Origin of the sequence: Microcoleus sp. N9_A2 (genome assembly GCF_036701775.1) — a bacterium.
GTDB lineage: Bacteria > Cyanobacteriota > Cyanobacteriia > Cyanobacteriales > Microcoleaceae > Microcoleus.
Map to the genome: position 1 here is coordinate 55,579 of NZ_JAUBRH010000002.1, position 19,962 is coordinate 75,540.

18 protein-coding genes are annotated in these 19,962 nt (G+C 46.0%); 9 read left to right on the plus strand and 9 right to left on the minus strand.

The window, feature by feature from the left end:
• The first annotated feature begins 9 nt into the window (after positions 1-9).
• Entirely contained in the window at positions 10-753 is a 744-nt protein-coding gene (locus QUA44_RS01475; protein ID WP_333247854.1) for a DUF4142 domain-containing protein, read from the plus strand.
• A 181-nt stretch (positions 754-934) separates the two neighbouring features.
• On the opposite strand, the gene QUA44_RS01480 is transcribed toward QUA44_RS01475, so the two are convergent.
• On the minus strand, positions 935-1,303 hold the full coding sequence (locus tag QUA44_RS01480; RefSeq protein ID WP_190736353.1) for a Lin0512 family protein: 369 nt from the start codon (positions 1,301-1,303) through the stop codon (positions 935-937).
• A gap of 316 nt (positions 1,304-1,619) precedes the next feature.
• Between QUA44_RS01480 and QUA44_RS01485 the strand changes: the two genes are divergently transcribed.
• Complete coding sequence (locus QUA44_RS01485) at positions 1,620-2,534, plus strand: branched-chain amino acid transaminase (RefSeq protein WP_333247852.1); 915 nt, start codon at positions 1,620-1,622, stop codon at positions 2,532-2,534.
• 376 nt (positions 2,535-2,910) lie between these two features.
• On the opposite strand, the gene fghA is transcribed toward QUA44_RS01485, so the two are convergent.
• Positions 2,911-3,765 (minus strand): S-formylglutathione hydrolase, encoded by an 855-nt coding sequence (gene fghA / locus QUA44_RS01490; RefSeq protein ID WP_333247850.1) that lies wholly within the window; start codon positions 3,763-3,765, stop codon positions 2,911-2,913.
• A 91-nt stretch (positions 3,766-3,856) separates the two neighbouring features.
• Positions 3,857-4,966 carry an S-(hydroxymethyl)glutathione dehydrogenase/class III alcohol dehydrogenase gene (locus QUA44_RS01495; protein ID WP_333247848.1) on the minus strand — a complete coding sequence of 370 codons (1,110 nt, stop codon included), beginning with the start codon at positions 4,964-4,966 and terminating at the stop codon, positions 3,857-3,859.
• A gap of 77 nt (positions 4,967-5,043) precedes the next feature.
• On the opposite strand from QUA44_RS01495, the gene QUA44_RS01500 reads away from it, so the two are divergent.
• The 3 genes from QUA44_RS01500 (at position 5,044) to sppA (ending at position 9,016) form a co-directional block, all read left to right on the plus strand.
• On the plus strand, positions 5,044-5,727 hold the full coding sequence (locus QUA44_RS01500; RefSeq protein ID WP_333247846.1) for an SDR family NAD(P)-dependent oxidoreductase: 684 nt from the start codon (positions 5,044-5,046) through the stop codon (positions 5,725-5,727).
• Between the two features lie 224 nt (positions 5,728-5,951).
• Complete coding sequence (gene fni / locus QUA44_RS01505; RefSeq protein ID WP_333247844.1) at positions 5,952-7,034, plus strand: type 2 isopentenyl-diphosphate Delta-isomerase; 1,083 nt, start codon at positions 5,952-5,954, stop codon at positions 7,032-7,034.
• A 161-nt stretch (positions 7,035-7,195) separates the two neighbouring features.
• On the plus strand, positions 7,196-9,016 hold the full coding sequence (gene sppA / locus QUA44_RS01510) for a signal peptide peptidase SppA (protein WP_333247843.1): 1,821 nt from the start codon (positions 7,196-7,198) through the stop codon (positions 9,014-9,016).
• 485 nt (positions 9,017-9,501) lie between these two features.
• On the opposite strand, the gene QUA44_RS01515 is transcribed toward sppA, so the two are convergent.
• Complete coding sequence (locus tag QUA44_RS01515) at positions 9,502-9,768, minus strand: GlsB/YeaQ/YmgE family stress response membrane protein (RefSeq protein ID WP_333247841.1); 267 nt, start codon at positions 9,766-9,768, stop codon at positions 9,502-9,504.
• A 299-nt stretch (positions 9,769-10,067) separates the two neighbouring features.
• On the opposite strand from QUA44_RS01515, the gene QUA44_RS01520 reads away from it, so the two are divergent.
• Positions 10,068-11,255 (plus strand): tetratricopeptide repeat protein, encoded by a 1,188-nt coding sequence (locus tag QUA44_RS01520; protein ID WP_333247839.1) that lies wholly within the window; start codon positions 10,068-10,070, stop codon positions 11,253-11,255.
• Between the two features lie 32 nt (positions 11,256-11,287).
• Here QUA44_RS01520 and QUA44_RS01525 read toward each other — a convergent pair whose 3' ends face one another.
• Both QUA44_RS01525 and QUA44_RS01530 read right to left on the minus strand, forming a co-directional pair.
• On the minus strand, positions 11,288-12,448 hold the full coding sequence (locus tag QUA44_RS01525; RefSeq protein ID WP_333247939.1) for a transposase: 1,161 nt from the start codon (positions 12,446-12,448) through the stop codon (positions 11,288-11,290).
• A gap of 340 nt (positions 12,449-12,788) precedes the next feature.
• Positions 12,789-13,499 (minus strand): carbonic anhydrase, encoded by a 711-nt coding sequence (locus QUA44_RS01530; RefSeq protein ID WP_333247837.1) that lies wholly within the window; start codon positions 13,497-13,499, stop codon positions 12,789-12,791.
• 234 nt (positions 13,500-13,733) lie between these two features.
• Between QUA44_RS01530 and QUA44_RS01535 the strand changes: the two genes are divergently transcribed.
• Positions 13,734-14,549 (plus strand): MOSC N-terminal beta barrel domain-containing protein, encoded by an 816-nt coding sequence (locus QUA44_RS01535; RefSeq protein ID WP_333247835.1) that lies wholly within the window; start codon positions 13,734-13,736, stop codon positions 14,547-14,549.
• A 19-nt stretch (positions 14,550-14,568) separates the two neighbouring features.
• Here the strand turns inward: QUA44_RS01535 and ylqF are convergent, their stop codons facing one another.
• Together ylqF and QUA44_RS01545 are read right to left on the minus strand one after the other, a co-directional pair.
• Positions 14,569-15,423 (minus strand): ribosome biogenesis GTPase YlqF, encoded by an 855-nt coding sequence (gene ylqF / locus QUA44_RS01540; protein WP_333247834.1) that lies wholly within the window; start codon positions 15,421-15,423, stop codon positions 14,569-14,571.
• Positions 15,424-15,765: 342 nt separating this feature from the next.
• Entirely contained in the window at positions 15,766-16,179 is a 414-nt protein-coding gene (locus QUA44_RS01545; protein WP_333247832.1) for a universal stress protein, read from the minus strand.
• 711 nt (positions 16,180-16,890) lie between these two features.
• Here QUA44_RS01545 and QUA44_RS01550 point away from each other — a divergent pair.
• Both QUA44_RS01550 and QUA44_RS01555 read left to right on the plus strand, forming a co-directional pair.
• A complete protein-coding gene (locus QUA44_RS01550; RefSeq protein WP_333247830.1) occupies positions 16,891-18,090 on the plus strand; it encodes a phosphoglycerate kinase in 1,200 nt (399 codons plus the stop codon).
• Between the two features lie 191 nt (positions 18,091-18,281).
• Complete coding sequence (locus tag QUA44_RS01555; protein ID WP_333247828.1) at positions 18,282-18,998, plus strand: pentapeptide repeat-containing protein; 717 nt, start codon at positions 18,282-18,284, stop codon at positions 18,996-18,998.
• A 290-nt stretch (positions 18,999-19,288) separates the two neighbouring features.
• Here the strand turns inward: QUA44_RS01555 and QUA44_RS01560 are convergent, their stop codons facing one another.
• Complete coding sequence (locus tag QUA44_RS01560; protein WP_333247827.1) at positions 19,289-19,954, minus strand: response regulator; 666 nt, start codon at positions 19,952-19,954, stop codon at positions 19,289-19,291.
• Positions 19,955-19,962: the final 8 nt, after the last annotated feature.

Sequence of the window (19,962 nt, forward strand, 5' to 3'; positions counted from 1 at the left end):
TAGAAATTCATGACTTCACTCAATCGCAAAAGTTTGTTCAAAAAATTGGTAACAGTTGCCGGAATTGCGGGCGTTAGTTCCTTGATAGCTGTGCCCGGATTCGCAGAATTAAACCGCCAGACTCACGGCTTCAACCAGTCGGGCGATCGGGTTTTTCAGCTTGCTGATAACGCTACCGACGATGCTACTACTCCCAACACTCCAAATACCCCCACCAATAACACTCCCGGCAGTTCTCCAAATACCCCCATCAACAACAATCCCAGCCGTTCTCCCAACACTCCAACAGGTGGCGAAACTTCGCCTAATTCTCTCAGCAGCCAAGACAAAAACTTTGTCATGCAAGCAGGTCAAATTGGTATGCTGGAAGTGCAGCTAGGTAAGTTGGCCGTGGAGCGGGGTTCGAGCCCTAGTGTGAAACAATACGGGCAAGAAATGGTTGAGGAACACACTCGGGCTAATGAAGAACTGATGCAGTTAGCAATGCAAAAAGAGGTAAAACTGCCAACCGAGATGAGCAGCCAGAACACAGCTTTGATGGAGCGACTTTCGGGACTCTCTGGTACAAGTTTTGACAGCGCTTACAAGCAGGCTATGATCGAGAGCCACAATCAGGCTATTGCTTTGTTTCAGGCTCAATCTCAACAGGGACAAGATCCCGAGTTGAAGGCTTGGGCTACCCAGAAGTTGCCGAACCTTCAGGCACACTTGCAAATGGTTAACCAAATGTTGGCAGATACCAGCCAGCCGTAATATTAGGTAGATGAGGTAGAGTGCGATCGGGTTTGAGACGATCGCACTCTACCTTTGGCGATCTGAGACTTAGCCTAAATTAATCATTTTTTAACAGACAGGCGCCCGATCGCGGAAACAGGCAAGTGCGATCGGGCGATCGTAATTTCACCGCAGATTTATTCAAACAACACCCAATTAATTAGTCCTCAGTGTCCACAAAAACAGTCACAGCCGCCACAGCGATTAGCATTTCATCATTTTTATCATTCAGAGAGGCGATCGCCCTTCCTGGGACAATCATGCCTCCTTGCTCCACAATCAGAGTTTTGCTACCAAAAGGCAGCACCGCTAACACCTCTTGTTCCCGCACTTGTTCCGGGTAAGGAACCGCCACCTTAACCTCAACAATCATCTGATTCGGGTCAGTCAAACCCGCCACTTCCCAGACCCCCAGCAAAGCATTGTGGGCGATCGCATTTCGTACAGCCCTTGCACAGGCTACAGTCGGTTCCTGCCCGTGCTGGTCTATACCCATCCCCATTTCAATGATGAAACATTTACGTGCCATAGTTGCCCCTTGGTTGATTTTTGTTTGTAGTCGTTAGCGAAGCTTGCAGAAGAGGATCGCACTTTTTCCCAAAACAATTATCAACCCAAATGACCGCATTTTATATTATTTTATCGCTCCCTCGAATAACACAATAATCATCTCATTTAATAAAAAAAAGGGTAACTTTTGACAACCTCCAAACTGATATCAAATCAGTCATTGTAAATCTAAAATATAAAATATAAAAGATAAAATCTAAAATGGTATAACTTATGGTAATATAACCAAATTCAGCTTTCCTCGCGGACTGCAAAACTCATCGCCAGCTTGAATCATGGATAGTTTTCTACCAATTGCCTACTTTCAAAACCAATTTCTCCCATTTACCGACGCCAAAATTTCCATAGCCACCCACGCACTGCACTACGGAACCGGAGTTTTAGGCGGGTTGCGGGGAATTCCAGACCCCCAAAATGCCGATCGCATCTTACTATTTAGATTAGACCGCCACTGTCAAAGATTAAGCCAAAGTGCCAGCTTCCTCCACTGCGATTTGCCAGCCAGCAAAATCCAACAAATAATCATTGATTTTGTCCAGAAAAACCAGCCCACAAAATCCTTTTACATCCGCCCCTTCATCTACACATCCAGCTTAGGAATTGCCCCCCGACTGCACAACGTAGAAACAGACTTCTTTGTCTACGGATTAGAACTCTCAGACTACTTGCCCAAAGCAGGAGTCAACTGTAGAATTAGCTCTTGGTACCGACAAGAAGACCGCAGTTTGCCCTTAAGAGGTAAAATTAGCGGCGCCTACATCACCTCAGCCTTAGCAAAAACAGAAGCCGTAGAATCTGGCTTCGACGAAGCTATTATGATGAACACTCAGGGAAAAGTCAGCGAAGCTTCAGGAATGAACATATTTGTCGCCAGAAACGGTAAATTAGTTACTCCCGGTTTCGAGCAAGATATTCTCGAAGGAATTACCAGAGACAGCGTTATAACTATCGCCAGAGACTTAGGAATAGAAGTCATTGAAAGACCAGTTGATAAATCAGAACTGTTGATTGCAGACGAGATTTTCCTCTGTGGAACCGCAGCCAAAATTACGCCAATTAATCGAGTGGAAAACTATCAATTGTCCCAAAATAGACCCATCACCGAAAAGATTTTGGACAAACTAACCGGGATTATCGAAAATCGCGACAGCAAGTACAAAGACTGGGTATTTCCGATTAATCTTAATTAACCGAAAATACCTGTCGTCGTACAAGCGAATTTACTCGATTTGTAGGGTGCGCGCACCTGATCCCATAGATAGTGCAAAAATACTCGTTTGTATCATTCGGCTGTAACTGAGATGTTGCACCATTCTCAATAAGCCTTTTATGGGCAGGATGCCCACCCCACAAGAAATTCACTTTTTGTGGAACAGGCATCTTGCCTGTTCTTGAGAATGGCGAAGATGTAAGATGTAACCGGATTTGATATTACCAGAAAGAATTGGTTTAAAGCCTCTCCCTTAAAGGCGAGAAATTAAAAGAAAACTATTCATTACTCCAATCCTCTTCCTTCTAGGTAGAGGTCGCCCTCAACTGTCAACTGTCAACTGTCAACTGAATGAATTACCCGCACAAAACAGCCGCATGATGGCGAATGTGATCTTCCATAAAAGTAGCTATAAAATAATAGCTATGATCGTAAACTTCCTGCATCCTTAAAGTTAGTGGCTGTCCCGCTTTTGCACAAGCTTGTGCGAACACTTCCGGCAACAACTGCCCGTCAGCAAGAAACGAATCAGCCGTGCCACAGTCAATCAGAATCGGACGGTTGTATTGCGCCTCAAGCACCAATTCGCTAGCATCCCAAGCCCTCCAAATCTCTTTGTCGCCACCGAGGTAGTTTGCAAAAGCTTTTTGTCCCCAAGGGCAGCTCATTGGCGCGGAAATAGGCGCAAAAGCGGAAACTGAAAGATAGCGATCGCCATTTTTCAAAGCGCAAATTAAAGCCCCGTGGCCGCCCATCGAATGACCGAAAATTCCCTGTTTTTCCGGTAGCGCTGGAAAATTTTTGGCGATTAAATTGGGCAATTCATCAACCACATAACTGTACATTCGATAGTGAGAATTCCAAGGTGCCGCTGTCGCATCAACATAAAAACCCGCACCACTTCCTAAATCCCAATCCTCATCTTCCCCAGGAATACCAGTATTGCGCGGGCTAGTGTCGGGCGCCACCAGCATTAACCCGTATTTTGCCGCAAATTGTTGCGCCCCCGCTTTTGCCATAAAGTTCTCTTCTGTGCAGGTTAAACCTGATAGAAAATATAGGACGGGTACGGGTTGAGATAAAGCTTGCGGCGGCTGGTAAACAGCGAATTTCATCTCGCTGTTGCAAGCGGAGGATTGATGGCTGTAAAAGCCGAGTTTGCCACCGAAACTTTTCTGTTCTTTGTGCAGTTTTAGGGAGTCTGATATCATGTTAATTCTATTTCATTTTTGAATTAGATTTTTTTTAACCGCAGAGGGCGCAGAGGGCGCAGAGGAAGAGAGAAGAGAGAAAGATTTTTGTTCAAAATGTCAAAACTGTGCGAATTACTTCGCCTTTGTGCATCAAATCAAAGGCTTCATTGATTTTATCGATCGGCATTACTTGAGTTATCAAGCTGTCAATGTCAATTTTACCGTCCATGTACCAATCAACAATCTTAGGAACATCAGTTCTGCCTTTCGCGCCGCCAAAAGCCGTCCCTTTCCAAACCCTACCAGTTACTAGCTGAAACGGGCGGGTACTAATTTCTTGACCGGCTCCCGCTACCCCGACAATTACGCTCACACCCCAACCTTTGTGACAGCATTCCAAAGCTTGGCGCATCACATTAATGTTGCCGATACATTCAAAACTGTAATCAGCTCCGCCTTTGGTTAAATCTACCAAATAAGGCACTAAATCACCTTCCACTTCGCGGGGATTGACAAAGTGAGTCATGCCGAATTTTTCCGCCATCTCTCGCTTGTCGGGATTCAAGTCTACGCCGACAATCATGTTAGCTCCCACCATGCGAGCCGCTTGAATTACATTCAAACCCACGCCGCCCAAACCGAAAACTACCACATTAGAACCAGGCTCTACTTTCGCAGTATTAATGACAGCGCCGATGCCAGTTGTGACGCCGCAGCCGATCAAACAAACTTTATCAAAAGGAGCATCTTCGCGAATTTTTGCTACCGCAATTTCTGGCAATACTGTATAATTAGCGAAGGTAGAAGTTCCCATGTAATGGAAAATTTTCTCGCCATTAATTGAAAAACGGCTCGTGCCGTCGGGCATCACTCCCTGGCCTTGAGTCACGCGAATTGCTTGACAGAGATTTGTTTTGCCACTCAAACAATATTCGCAGTTGCGACATTCGGGAGTATAAAGTGGAATTACCCGATCGCCCACTTTGACACTCGTGACTCCCGGCCCAACTTCTGCGACAATCCCGGCTCCCTCGTGACCTAAGATAGCAGGAAACAAGCCTTCAGGATCGGCACCGGAAAGAGTGTAAGCGTCAGTGTGACAAACACCCGTGGCTTTAATTTCCACCAGCACCTCTCCAGCCCGCGGCCCATCCAGATCAACCATCTCAATACTCAAAGGTTTGCCGGCACTGCGAGCAACTGCTGCTTTTACTTTCATGCTTTCTCCTGCGATCGATTTGTCAATTCACCAGTCAATATGTATTGTATTACTTAATGTCAAAATTCAGCAAATCTATGACCAAATTAATTGTAATTACCGGAGTCAGTCGCGGTCTAGGTCTTGCCATGACCGAAAAGTTTATTAAATTGGGACATACAGTTGTGGGATGCGCCCGTTCTTCCGAAGCGGTGGAAAAACTCAACCAAAAATATAGTGCGCCCCACCATTTTACTTGTTTGGATGTAGCAAGCGACGAGCAAGTCAAAGCTTGGGCAACAGAAATACTAGCCCAAAAAGAGCCACCAGAGTTGCTAATTAATAATGCAGGTGTAGCTAATCATCTCGCGCCTCTTTGGAATATCAGCAACGAAGAATTTTCCCAGGTAATTGATGTTAATATTAAAGGTACGGCTAATGTAATTCGCCACTTTGTTCCGGCAATGATTGCTCGAAAAAGCGGCATAATTGTCAACTTTAGTTCTGGTTGGGGAAGGTCAACTTCGCCGGAAGTCGCGCCCTATTGCGCTTCCAAGTGGGCAATAGAAGGACTTACGCGATCGCTCGCTCAAGAATTGCCCGCAGGTATGGCAGCAGTTCCTTTGAATCCGGGGATAATTCACACCGATATGCTGGACATTTGTTTCGGCGAAGATGCAGCAAGTTACACATCAGCCAAAGCCTGGGTGCAAAAAGCAGTTCCTTTTTTACTAAAATTAAAACCTTCCGATAACGGAATGCCGATGACCGTTCCTGGATAATACAGCAACCCTGGCAGGATTTACGCACATCTCTCTTTTCTTCTCCTCTGCGCCCTCTGCGCTCTCTGCGGTTCATTAAAAAATTCAAAAATGAAATAAAATTGCTATATTCCCCAATCATATCAAATCCGTTAGCTTCGGAATAGTAAATTCGAGTTCACTGTCAACAGTCAACAGTCAACAGTCAACAGTCAACAGTCAACATCATTCCGGTGTAACCGGAAATGATATCACAACTCTTTCCCCAAATAGCCACTGTGAACTTGCCGCTAACCTCCCCCTCGCAAACAGAAACTCGCAAAGCAGACCACCTGCGGATTTGCCTCGAAGAAGACGTACAATTTCGCGAAACTACCAGCGGCCTAGAACGCTACCGTTTTGATCACTGCTGTTTGCCAGAACTCGATCGCACTGAAATTGATTTAACATCCACATTTCTCGGCAAAAAACTAGCCGTTCCCCTGCTAATTTCCTCAATGACTGGTGGCACAGAATTAGCCCAGAAAATCAATTATCGCCTCGCCGATGTCGCTCAAGAATACAAACTAGCAATGGGAGTCGGTTCCCAGCGAATTGTTGTAGAAAATCCTCAACTAGCTCCTACATTTGCCGTCCGTCGCCGCGCTCCCGATATTCTCCTGTTTGCCAATATCGGAGCCGTTCAATTAAATTACAATTACGGTTTGGAAGAGTGCCAAAAAATTGTTGATATTTTAGAAGCAGACGCACTAATTTTGCACCTCAATCCGCTGCAAGAGTGCGTTCAAACCGAAGGCGATACTAACTTTAAAGGACTGCTAGATAAAATTGCCAAATTGTGCGCTAAATTACCAGTACCAGTTATTGCTAAAGAAGTCGGCAACGGTATTTCTGGAAAAATGGCACATAAATTGCTCGCGGCTGGAGTAAGTGCGATCGACATTGCCGGGGCCGGAGGCACTTCTTGGGCGAAAATAGAAGGAGAGCGAGCTAAAGATGGCAAGCAGCGCAGGCTGGGCGCAACCTTTGCTGACTGGGGAATACCGACAGCCGAGTGCATTGTCAGCACCCGCGCCGTAGCGCCGGATGTTCCTCTGATTGCCTCTGGAGGCTTGCAGAATGGGTTGGATGCAGCGAAGGCTCTCGCCCTCGGCGCCGATATTGCGGGGCTGGCGCGGCCGTTTCTGCAAGCTGCAGCGGAATCGGAATCAGCCGCAGCCCTCCTAGCTGAAGTTTTGATTGCAGAAATCGCCACGGTGATGTTCTGTACGGGCTGCGGTAATTTGGATGAGTTAAAACATTCTGGGGTTTTGGAAAGGTTAAGATAAAAGTGAGTCAGTTGGCAGTTGGCAGTTGGCAGTTGGCAGTTGTTAGTTGGCAGTTGTTAGTTGGCATTAGTCAACAGTTAACAGTCAACAGTTAACAGTCAACAGTCAACAGTCAACAGTCAACAGTTAACAGTCAACAGTTAACAATTACCAATTATCTAATGAAAGATTTCCTAAAATATACCTGTGCAAGTTTGCTGGGAACCTTCCTAGGACTGTTGCTGCTGGGCAGCATAGGATTAGGCGGACTGGTACTGCTAATTGCTCTGGCGGCATCGTCGTCTAAAGATTCAGGCCCGCAAGTTAAAGATAAGTCGGTATTGGTATTAGACCTTTCTTTAAATATCACCGACAGCAAACCAAGCCGTAGCACTAGCGCGGCGATTGAAGAAGTGCTTTCGGACGATTCCGGCGATACAGTGACGCTGCGGACTGTTTTAGACTCGATCGAATATGCGAAAAAAGACCCGAAAATCGTTGGCATTTATCTCGAAGGCAGCTCGGAGTCGAGCAGCACCGGGTTTGCCAATCTCAAAGAAGTTCGATCGGCCTTGCAGCGTTTCCGAGATGCCAAAAAACCCATTTTTGCTTACCAGATGGACTGGAATGAGCGAGATTATTACCTTGGTTCCGTTGCTAATACAATTGCCGTCAATCCTTACGGCGCTTTGGAAATCAACGGTTTTAGCAGTCAGGGAATGTTTTTCACCGGTGCTTTGGAGAAATACGGCGTGGGAGTGCAAGTGACTCGCGTCGGCAAATACAAGTCAGCCGTTGAGCCGTTTTTGCTCACAAAAATGAGTCCCGAAAATCGTCAGCAAACTCAAAAGTTGCTCGGAGATATGTGGGGAGAATACCTGAAAACTGTCGCTCCGAGCCGCAAAGTGACTGTTCCGCAACTGCAAGCGCTTGCAGATAATGGCGGAACTTTGATGGCTGACGAAGCTCTCAAAAACAAGTTAGTTGATAAGGTTGTATACTTTGACGAAATATCGACCGAACTCAAAAAACTCACAGGAACAGATGGCGAAAACAAATCTTTTAAGCAAATTAGTTTGAAAAACTACGCGAGAGTTGCTGAGGATAAAAACTCAACTCGCGCTGACAAGAAAAACCAAATTGCTATACTTTACGCCGAGGGAGAGATTGTAGACGGCGAAGGGGGCCCGACTCAAGTAGGAGGCGATCGCATCGCTCAAGAAATGCGGAAAATTCGAGAAGATAACGACGTAAAAGCAGTGGTTTTGCGCGTCAACAGTCCCGGAGGCAGCGCCACGGCGGCCGAAGTAATCGGACGCGAAGTTGTACTGACGGGCAAAAAGAAACCAGTTATCGTTTCGATGGGCAATTTAGCAGCTTCCGGCGGCTATTGGATTGCGATGGGTTCCAGCCGCATTTTTGCCGAACCCAATACGATTACGGGTTCGATCGGCGTTTTTGGAATGTTGCTCAACGTCGAAAAGTTGGCTGCTAACAACGGCCTGAGTTGGGACGTTGTGAAAACCGCCCGCTTTGCGGATACTAACACGATTTCCCGTCCGAAAAATCCTCAAGAATTGGCGAATATTCAGAGAATAGTCGATCGCATTTACGATCGATTTATTACTAAAGTCGCCAACTCCCGCAAACTGCCGAAAAACAAGGTACAAGAAATTGCTCAAGGCAGGGTGTGGTCTGGTACGGCCGCGAAACAGTTGGGTTTAGTCGATGAAATTGGCGGGCTTGAAGATGCTGTCAGAGAGGCGGCGAAGCAAGCTAAACTCGGCGACGATTGGCAGTTAGAAGAATATCCAAAACGCCGCAGTTTGGAGGAGCGAATTTTGGAAAGAATTTCCGGCGTTCACGTTTTGAAACCAGCCGCCAAACTCGACCCGCTAACGGCCGAATTTAAGACAATGCAAGATGAATTGGCTGTGATCAAGTCGATGAACGACCCGCAGGGGATTTACGTTCGCTTGCCTTTCAATTTGCGGATTGATTAATTATATCAATTCCGGTAGCATCGGAATAGTAAAATCCAGTCAACAGCGATGCCATGAGCGAAGCCGAAGGGTCAACAATTCCCGATGGTAAAACCGGCATCGATCTAATTCATCTGCGTTAATCTGTGTTAATCTGTCTGTATCTGCGGTTTAAAAAAGAGAATTTCAGCAAGCGCAGATGACAAGGGATTGACGCTGATTCACGCGCTTGTCGAGAATAGAGATATCAATAATTCCGATGCTAACAGATTTGATATTAATACCAAATCCGGGATTTTTACCTCTTTATTCTTCAGTCCCCCTCTGTGCGGACGAAAGTTTTGCTATTGAATCGTTGCAAGCGCTGAGTCTGATCGGGGTTTTTAACGCGGATTTGGTAAAAGTAGGCTGACGCATCCTACCAACAACTGAAAAACCCGGTTTCTTGAAGAAGCCGGGTTTATGAATACCCTAAAAGTCGATCGACTGGGAATTGGCAATATTTGTTATGCTGCACGCTGAGTTAACAATCCCCAGACGAAAAGTACCACGAGCGCACCTAGGACTGCAAAAGCTATGCTGGTTATACTAAATCCTGCTACAGCTCCCCCGCTCGTCCCGAATAAGACTTGAGCTAGATAACCTCCCACTACCGCGCCCACAATTCCTAAACCTGTTGTGGCCAGAAAACCGCCGCCTTGAGTTCCCGGATAAATAGCTTTGGCGATCGCACCGGCAATCAGTCCTAAAACAATCCAAGCAATAAATCCCATTTCTTTTTCTCCTGAATACTTAAACTTTTCTTGTGCCTTGTCTTATGTTCTAAGAATAACAACTCCTATCCCGCCCTTACCTCTACCGCAGGGATGAACCGAAAGTGGTAGGATTTCTCATGAATCGTCCGAGTTTGAGGCTTTTTAATATCTCAAAAGAGTTAACCCACTTTTTCTAGGGAAGAAAGGTACTTATGCTCAAAGCAAAAGGGAAATAGGAGAATGTTTTCTGGGACTTTTTGTGTTTTACTGGTAAAAAAATTACAATAATTCAGTGAAATGAGGAAAGTTTGCGCCCGATGGATCTGACTCTGTGCATGATTGTGAAGAATGAAGAGGCAACACTGTCGCGGACTTTGGACAGCGTTAAGGGTGTTGTTGACGAAATAGTCGTGGTGGATACGGGATCGGGCGATCGCACCCGTGAAATTGCCCGAGAATCCGGGGCGAGGGTTTATGACTTTGAATGGTGCGACGACTTCGCAGCGGCGCGCAATGAGTGTCTCAAGCACGCCCAGGGCGACTGGATTTTGGTGTTGGATGCCGATGAGGTTTTGGTACCGGACATTGTACCTGCGATCGAGCAGGCAATTGGGAGCGATCGGCTGCTGCTGATCAATCTCATCCGCCAAGAAATCGGTGCATCTCAATCTCCCTATTCCCTAGTGTCGCGCTTGTTTCGAAATCGCCCCAACATCCGCTTTTCTCGCCCTTACCACGCCATGGTAGACGACAGCGTGGCTGAGATTGTGCACAGGGAACCAAATTGGAAAATAGCTTCTCTCCCCGATGTGGCGATTTGGCACTCTGGTTATCAAAAAGATGCGATCGCCGCAAAAGGTAAATTCCAAAAAGCTCAAGCAGCAATGGAACGCTACATCGCTTATTATCCAAACGATGCTTATGCTTGTAGCAAATTAGGTGCGCTGTATGTAGAAAGCGGGCAAATCGGGCGGGGAATTAATTTATTAACCAAAGGCTTGACTGCGGCGGCAATTGATGATTCTATTGTTTACGAACTCAACTATCATTTGGGAATTGCTTATCGCCAGCAGCAGCAGTTTGCCAAAGCAAAAGAACATTATCAAGCGGCAATTAATACCAATGTGTTCCCGCCAATCAAGTTGGGTGCTTACAATAATTTGGGCAATTTGTTCAAAGATGAAGGAGATTTGAAATCTGCTGAAAAAGCTTACAAAGCAGCTTTAAAAATAGACCCCAATTTTGCAGCAGGTCACTATAATTTAGGACTAACGCTGAAGGCAGCCGGAAATTTAGCAGATGCGATCGCCTATTACCGACAAGCCATTAAAATTGCTCCCGAACACGCCGAAGCTCATCAAAACTTGGCAGTAGCCTTGCTGAAAATTGGCAAAATGCCAGAGAGTTTAGCAGAATTCAAAAGAGCGATCGCCCTTCACGAACAGCGCCGCCCATTTGAAGCAGAACGCCTGCGCCGGGGACTGCAAGAAATGGGTTTAATTTGACATACTCCCCAGCCTGAAGGCGTGGGGATTCTTTACGCTTCATTGACGGACGCTACCGAGGTAGTCTTACTCTGTCTCGACGTACATTTAGAGTCGTGCCGATGCCCCAGGCCGACTTTTTCTATATTTACCGAAGCGTTTTCATCTCGGTCGTGTTCTGTACCGCAATTTAAGCAAAGTATAGAACGCACAGACAAATCAATTTTTCCCCATTTATATCCGCAATCAGAGCAAGTTTGGCTTGTAGGTTCCCATCGACTAATAATTACGAACTCACGTCCATACTTTTCCGACTTTGCCTCAACTAAGACCCTAAACTCTCTCCAACCTTGCTGGCTAATTGCTCTAGACAGTTTACGGTTTTTAACCATTCCTGATACATTCAAATCTTCCAAAACGATATTTTGGTTTTCACTAACTACTTTGGTTGATATTTTGTGCAAGAAATCTTTGCGAGTCTCAGCAATCTTGTTGTGCTGTTTGGCAAGTTGAATACGGGTTTTGCTTCTTCGTTTAGAGTCTTTGTGTTGACGCGCTAACTTGCGCTGAAGTTGGCGTACCTTGCGGTCTACCGCTTTATAGCAGGGGCTTACAGCTTTTTCACCGTTGCTCATCACAGCAAAAGTTTTAATACCCAAGTCAATCCCGACACTTTGGTTTTTGGCGTCGAGTTGAACGGGTTCTACTTCTACTACAAAGCTCAAAAAATAGCGGTTAGCGCAGTCTTTAATTATCGTAACTGAGCTAGGCTCTGACGGTAGATCTCTAGACCAAATCGGCTTGACAATACCCATCTTTGCTAAATAAACACCCTGCCCCTTGACTGAAAACCCACCGCGAGTTAGTCTAGCTGACTGACTAGAGGTGCGTTTTTTGAATTTAGGGTAGCCAACCTTTTGCCCCTTTCTCTTACCTTTACAGGCATCGAAAAAATTCTTGAAGGCTGCCTCTAAATCAGCTACCGACTGCTGCAAAGGAATTGCCGACACTTCACTAAGCCAAGCTCTTTGATCAGTCTTTTTTGCCTGAGTGATAACAATCTTTTGGAGTTCAGCCGATTTAGGCTTCTTTTGAGATTGTTTGCAGATTGCAAGAGCATCGTTATACACAACACGAACGCAACCGAACAACTGAGCTAAGCTCTGCTGCTGTTGGCTTGTTGGATAGAAACGGTACTGATATCTTGCTTTCATGCTTACCATGATAACATAATAGGGTAGCAATTGGGTAGCCCAATAACCAGAGAAAGATTAAGTATTCGCATTGCCGTGAGTCGGCTAGAGAAGTTGCGGAGAATTGCCAAACAGAAAGAAAAAACAATGACCCAACTTATAGAGGGCTGGATTGATAAACTTAAAGAGGAAAAGCCGTCCTAGAAGGACGGGGCTTTAGACCCAGTTTTTCGGTAACTGAAATTATGGCTTTTATGGGCGGGCAGGATGCCCACCATAAAATCAAATTCTCGGAGTGTGGAACAGGCCGGAAAGCCTGTTCATTAAAAATATTCCAAGATCTGAGATGCAACCAGCAAAATCAAGCAATTATCTCTACTTTGCCGCTATCCAAATCGTAGCGACCCCCAACAACTTTAAGCTTGCCCGCTTTGACTGCCTCAGCTAAAATAGGCGACGAGGATTGTAACTTATTTACATTCATTTTGACATTAGCTCTGACTGCGTTATCCCACGCATCACCTGTTTGACCTTTAGTCGAATCAACTGCGGGTTTAATCGCCGCCACCAAAGTGCTAATGTGACCAGGCACAGCTTTGCCATCTAAAGCTGCTTTGACAGCACCGCAGCGTTCGTGACCCAGAATTACTAATAGTGGCACGCCTAATTCTAAGGCCGCATATTCTATATTTCCGAGAACTACATCGTCGAGAAAATTGCCAGCTACTCGAATATCAAATAAGTCCCCTAATCCTTGGTCGAAAATAATTTCGGGAGCAACGCGCGAATCAGAACAAGCCAGGATGGTTGCAAACGGATGTTGACCCTGTGCTACTTCTACAATTCGCGATCGGGCTTGGTCGGGAAATGTCCGTTTTTGCTCCATGTAGCGTTGATTCCCCGCCATCAATTTCTTAAGAGCACTGCTAGGAGTAATGTCAGAGATTGCCTCTGCCTTTGCTGCTTCGGCTTGTAAAAAGGCAGGTGCCAAGCTTGCCGCCAGCATCCCTGCACCAGCCCTCAACATTAAATTGCGTCGCGAAATCATGCTTCTACTTCCGCTTTCAGTCATTGCTTGTAACTCGGTTCAATTTTTTCTATTTTATACCATAAGATATCCCACAAGCTCAGCCAGACTTGTTTGATTTTTCTTTACACGCAGCTCCGGCACAATGTAAACTTCAAAAAAGTGACCCATTTTTATTTCATTCATATTTTATTTAGTAAAGTCAACTGCGGTCATCCTTCTACCGGCAGGGGATGCTAGAATGTATCTAAAACGACAATTATTTATCAATGGATCGAAATGTCCTACGTCGCCAGCATTCATATCTATCCGGTCAAGTCCCTTGACGGCATAGCAGTCAGTCAAGCCACTATTCTAGCCAGCGGAGCTCTATCCGGCGATCGCTCTTTTGCAATCTGCGATGCAGCAGGAGAATTGGTTAACACTAAGCACAACAGCGGAGTCTGTTTTCTACGCTTATCCTTTGACATCGAAAATAGAATTGCCGGCCTGAAAATTCAAGACACCGAACAAGAATTTTTTTTTCATGTAGATAGAGAACGCCCGGGAATAGAATCTTGGTTGAGCAGCTACTTCGGTTTCCCCGTCAAGTTAATTGAAAACTTGCTGACAGGTTTTCCAGACAATACCGCTGCACCAGGGCCAAGCATTATCAGTACCGAAACAATTGCCGAAGTTGCATCTTGGTTTCCGAGAGTTTGCGTTAACGAGATGCGCCATCGCTTGCGAGCTAATATTGAAATAGGAGATGTCCCGGCGTTTTGGGAAGACCAACTTTTCCCACAAGCAGATGAAATTGTGAGGTTGAAAATAGGAACAGTAATATTTGAAGCTATTAATCCCGGTCAGCCATGTATCCTATCTACGCGAAATTATGGGGCGAAAGCAGGCGATCCCAATTTTAAAAATATACTAACAGCCAAGCAGAAGGAAATCATGCCTGACCTGGTAAACAAAGGGCATTTAAATCACTTTAGTCGGCTGATAGTTAACACGCGACTCGCACCTCACGCAGCAGAAAAAATATTACACATAGGAGACGAAGTTCACATTCTGGGCGTCAGCAACTCTCTATTGAATACCATTTCTGATTAGTTGTAGTTTACGAGTCCGATCAAGCCGGCGGCAACTCCAAATTAAGCTGACCCAACACACCTGTTCTAAAATCGTTTAACATCTGCCGCGCCGTTCGTTCGACATCTCCTTTATACCTGTCTTTTGCTACCTCGTGCAAATAATCTTCGCCATTACTAGATGCTATATCTAATTTATACCTGGATTTGAAACCAGATACTGACATCAAAGTTTCATCAGCAGCCTCAAGCTCTATGAGCAAATCTACCATAGCCGCGGCTACTACCTGATTGTCGTAAGCTGCTTCGCCAATATCTTCGCAAATAGCTAATTTTATGGCATTTTCTTGATTGTTAATGCGGGTGGGGATGATTCCGGGGGCATCTAATAACTCAATTTCGTCAGAAATGCGAATCCATCTGAGTGATTTAGTTACTCCAGCTTTGCGGGCACTGTCCACTACTCTCCGCCCTAACAGCCGATTGATTAAAGCAGATTTTCCGACATTTGGAAAGCCCATTACCACTGCCCGAACTGGACGGGGCAGCATACCTCGATCGAACCTGCGTTTATTTAACTGCACCCCAGCATCCTGCACGGCATCCGCCACATCGTGTACTCCTTGCCCGTGTTCGGCATTAGTAAAATACGCAGTTTCCCCTTGAGACTCAAACCATGTTTCCCACGCCTCGCGCGATCGAGGCGTAATCATATCCATGCGGTTGACGACCAATACTCGCGGCTTGCCACCCACCCAACTCGGCATTTGGGGGTGATAAGTAGCCAATGGAATGCGGGCATCTCGGACTTCGAGCACCACATCTACCCGCTTTAGCTGTTCTTTTAATGCCCGTTCAGCTTTGGCAATGTGACCGGGATACCAGTGAATTTTCATAATATGAAGGAAGAAGGAAGAGGGAAGAAGGAAGAGGGAAGAGGGAAGAGGGAAGAGGGAAGAGACTTAACATAAATCTTTGATCGAGCCAGTCAACCGCAGACGAAAGGCAGATAAATGTAGATAATTTCCTAATTGGAAAGCGACTTTTACAATAAATCTCAGGAATAAATAAGAAGGAACTAACCACAGAGGGCGCAGAGAGCGCAGAGAGAAGAAAGGAGAGGGAAAAAGGAAGAAATCAGGAAAATGGAGAAGGGATCAAGGAAAAGGTCAGAAGCAATAAGAAAGAGTTGTCTTACTTCTTACTTCTTACTTCTTCCTTCTTCCTTCTTCCTTCTGTTAAGGTACAATCAAAACTGCACAAGGAGACAGATTGATCACCCGATTGGTAACGCTGTCAGACGCCCCATCATCGGTTAAACCCATCCCCCGACAGCCCATCACAATCAAATCGGCCCCAATTTCGTCAGCCACATCACAAATCGTGAAAGCAGGTTTGCCTTCCCGTTCGATGATTTCAGCTTCGATTCCCTGCTGGGAAAACATCGATTGGGCCTCAGACAGCAGTTTAGCGACTGCTTCGGGGGAACTCATCACCTCTCGCGCGGGGGCGTCGGCCTCCTCGGCTGGGGGCTCGACTACCGAGAGAATAACTAAGCGAGAGGCGTAGGTTTTCACAATATTGATAACCTTTTCCGCGGCTTCGCGGGCTTCTCGGCTTTGATCGACAGGAAATAAGACAGTCTTGAACATAACGCACATCTCCCGGTACGGACTCCGATAAAATGTTTACCAAGAAATTGGGTTTAAAGCCCTGTCCTTCTAGGACGGCTTTTTATTCAATGTTTTAATATAGTCCCTGAGAACCTCAGCAGGCCATACTTGCTCCAATTGAGCATCAGCAACTAACTCCTCCCATTCCATTTCAGTTAGCCGTAAGTTGTATACTTTGGTTCTTGCCATTGTCGCCTGTTTAAGGTACTGTGCTAATTATAGTGGCAAAGGTAATCAACCACTTACAAAACCTTGCTGCCAAACGGCAAAGCACTGAACATTGACAATTAAATCTATGCGGTTCTACTGCATTGTTCTAGTTTTTTCCTAGCAGTGGGTAAAGGATTTATAGGGGCTAGACGAACAGTATTGTGAAACAAATTTGTTTCTTTCCTCAAACAGGACTTGCAGCAATGCAAATAGGGTAGGGCATACCCGAATTAACGCTTTGGGAGAATCCCACCTCTGGTCTAGATGACGCAAGGACTCTAGGTTAAGTGGTTTCGTTGAACCAAGAATCTCCCTGCCTGATAGTCGGAGAGTGCCAAGTTGAGCCAATCAGTGCCGTTTGTTTCATCTTCCGTTTTTTGTACGGACGCGGTTGAATGCGTCCGAGGCCCAAGTGCAAGTGACCAGTGCCGCCATTTCAACGGAATTCGACAAAAACACACATATTAGGAGGTTAATCCTGTGACAAAAAAAACTGTAGCAAATTTATCGGCATCGGACTTATCGGGCAAACGGGTATTGGTGCGGGCGGACTTTAACGTGCCGCTCGACAACGGCAATATCACCGATGATACTCGCATCCGGGCGGCTCTGCCGACAATTCAAGATTTAGCGTCCAAGGGCGCTAAGGTGATTTTGTGCAGCCACTTCGGCCGCCCCAAGGGTGTGACGGAGAAGTTGCGCTTGACGCCGGTTGCCAAACGCCTGTCGGAATTGTTGGGCAAAGAGGTCAAAAAGACTGACGACTGCATCGGTGATGAAGTCGCTGCTACAGTCGCCGCGATGGCTGATGGCGATGTGGTTTTGCTGGAAAATGTCCGCTTCTACCCAGAGGAGGAGGCAAACGACCCGGAATTTGCTAAGAAGTTAGCTTCTGTGGCCGATTTGTATGTCAATGATGCTTTTGGTACGGCTCACCGGGCTCACGCTTCTACTGAGGGCGTTACTAAGTATCTGAGTCCTTCTGTGGCTGGGTTTTTGATGGAGAAGGAATTGCAATATCTCGGTAGTGCGATCGACAATCCTCAGCGTCCTTTAGCTGCTATCATCGGCGGTTCTAAGGTTTCTAGCAAGATTGGAGTCATTGAAAAACTGCTCGAAAAGTGCGACAAACTGCTGTTGGGCGGTGGCATGGTTTTCACGTTCTACAAAGCTCGCGGCTTGAACGTGGGCAAGTCTTTGGTGGAAGATGACAAGCTGGAACTGGCTAAGTCTTTGGAAGCTAAAGCAAAGGAACGGGGAGTTACTTTTCTGTTGCCTACTGATGTGGTAGTTGCTGACAAGTTTGCTGCTGATGCTAACACTCAAACTGTCTCTGTTGAGAACATTCCCGACGGTTGGATGGGTTTGGATATTGGCCCGGATTCTGTGAAAACTTTCCAAGATGCTTTGGCCGATTGCAAAACGGTAATCTGGAACGGGCCGATGGGCGTGTTTGAGATGGAGAAGTTTGCTGCGGGAACCGAAGGTATTGCTCATTCTTTGGCTGGAATTACTAAAACTGGTACTACCACAATTATCGGTGGTGGTGACTCGGTGGCGGCTGTTGAACAGTTGAATTTAGGTGAACAAATGAGCCACATTTCTACTGGTGGTGGTGCTAGTTTGGAGCTGCTCGAAGGTAAGGAATTGCCTGGTGTTGCTGCTTTAGATGAAGCTTAATTAAGTTAAGTAGGGCGGGCAAAGCCCGCCTTGCTGGAAGCAGGTCTAAATCCTTGGCTGCGAATCATTTTTTTGAAGATTTACCGCAGAGGGCGCAGAGAACGCAGAGCAAGAGAATAGAGAGAAGGATATGGGTTTAAAGTCTACAATTTGCTAGTATAATTTGTTTGAAGTAGCAGTGAGGTTTGTTTGTGAAACTTAAACTCTTGGCAACTGTAACGGCCTGTTTAGCTTTGTTTGGGCTGGCAGCTCCCGTCACAGCTCAAAATCCAGATCATGTTAGGCAATTGCTGGAAACTAAAGAGTGCGAGGGCTGTGACTTGAGAAATGCTGATTTGTTCAAGGCTAGCTTGTACAGAGCTAATTTAAGAGGAGCGGATTTAAGCGGAGCAAATCTCTATGAAGCTAATTTGCTAGAAGCGGATTTAAGTGGTGCTAATTTGGCGAATGCTAACTTAGTTAATGCGGAGATGTATGGTGCTGAATTGAATGGTGCTAATCTGCGAAATGCGGATTTGTCTAATGCTTTTTTGGGGCGAGCGAATCTGACGAGTGCGGATTTGCGCGGTGCTAAACTTTTTAATGCGAATCTGGGGGAAGCTTATCTGCTGCAAGCTAATTTGTCGAATGCGGATTTGAGGCGTTCGCTGCTGTTTAGAGTTAATTTGAATCGCGCGAATTTAAGCGGAGCGGATATGTCTTTCGCTGATGTGCGCGATACTAATTTGCAGAATGCTATTTTGTCAAATACTAGGCTTCCTCGGGCTCAATTGACCGGGACAAATATTGATGCGGCGAATAACGTGCGGCAGGCTGATTTGGAACGTGCCAACTTGCGGGGTACGAATTTGGGGCCGGGGGTTTGCGTGATAACTACTTTTCCTTATTGTGTTTTGAATTTAGATTGAATCTTTGGGGCGGGCTAGAAGCCCACCCCACTCATTTTTTCAAGAAACAGGATTATTAAAATTGATGCACACCAGCTTAGAGTGCGTCAGCCGCGATTATTTTGGCAGCTACGGGAGTTTTTGACCCCGCCCCAAAAACCGATATCGTGCCACGTAAGCTCCTGAGTGGTGAACCCAAATGTTAGACCCTAATTCAAGCTCCTAGATTCATCTGCGGAGTCAATCTAAAATCTAAAATCTAAAATCTAAAATCGACTGACGGGCTGGCGCGCCCTAGGTTGAGTTCCGAGCTAAGTTTGAGGTGGTTTGTATCCTCTTTCTAGGGCAAATTTCACAAGCTGGGCACGATTTTCTAACTGTAATTTACTGAAAATGCTGCCTAAATGAGCTTGCACAGTCCGGGGGCTAATAAACAGCCGATCGCTAATTTGTTTGTTAGTATAACCCTGGATCACTTCCCAAAAAACTCTTTCCTCGGCTGGTGTTAAAGGCAAAGGTGCAGGTGCTGGCAATACTGCCACAAATTGTGGTTCCACCGCCCTACCGCTAGAAGTTTGCAGCAGTCGGACAATCTCGGCGTGAATGCGGTGAGAGCGCTCTAACTGCGCCTTTACCTTGGCTAAGATTTCTTCAGACTGAAAAGGTTTTACCAGATAATCGTCACCGCCGATCGAATGACCTTCAACTTTTGACTCAATCTCGCCTTGACCCGACAAAAATATAAAGGGGACTAACTGTCCCAAACGGGTAGTTCGCAAACGGCGACAAAACTCAAACCCGTCCATTTCCGGCATCATGACATCTGAAATTACCAAATCTGGGGGGGCATTTTCAAACATCGAGAGCGCCTCAACCCCTGAATTAGCGCATTCCACCCGATATCCTTGACTTTCCAGGTACATTGCTAAGACTGTTTGACAGTCTGCTTCGTCGTCAACCACTAATATTCTTTCCATGACAGGCT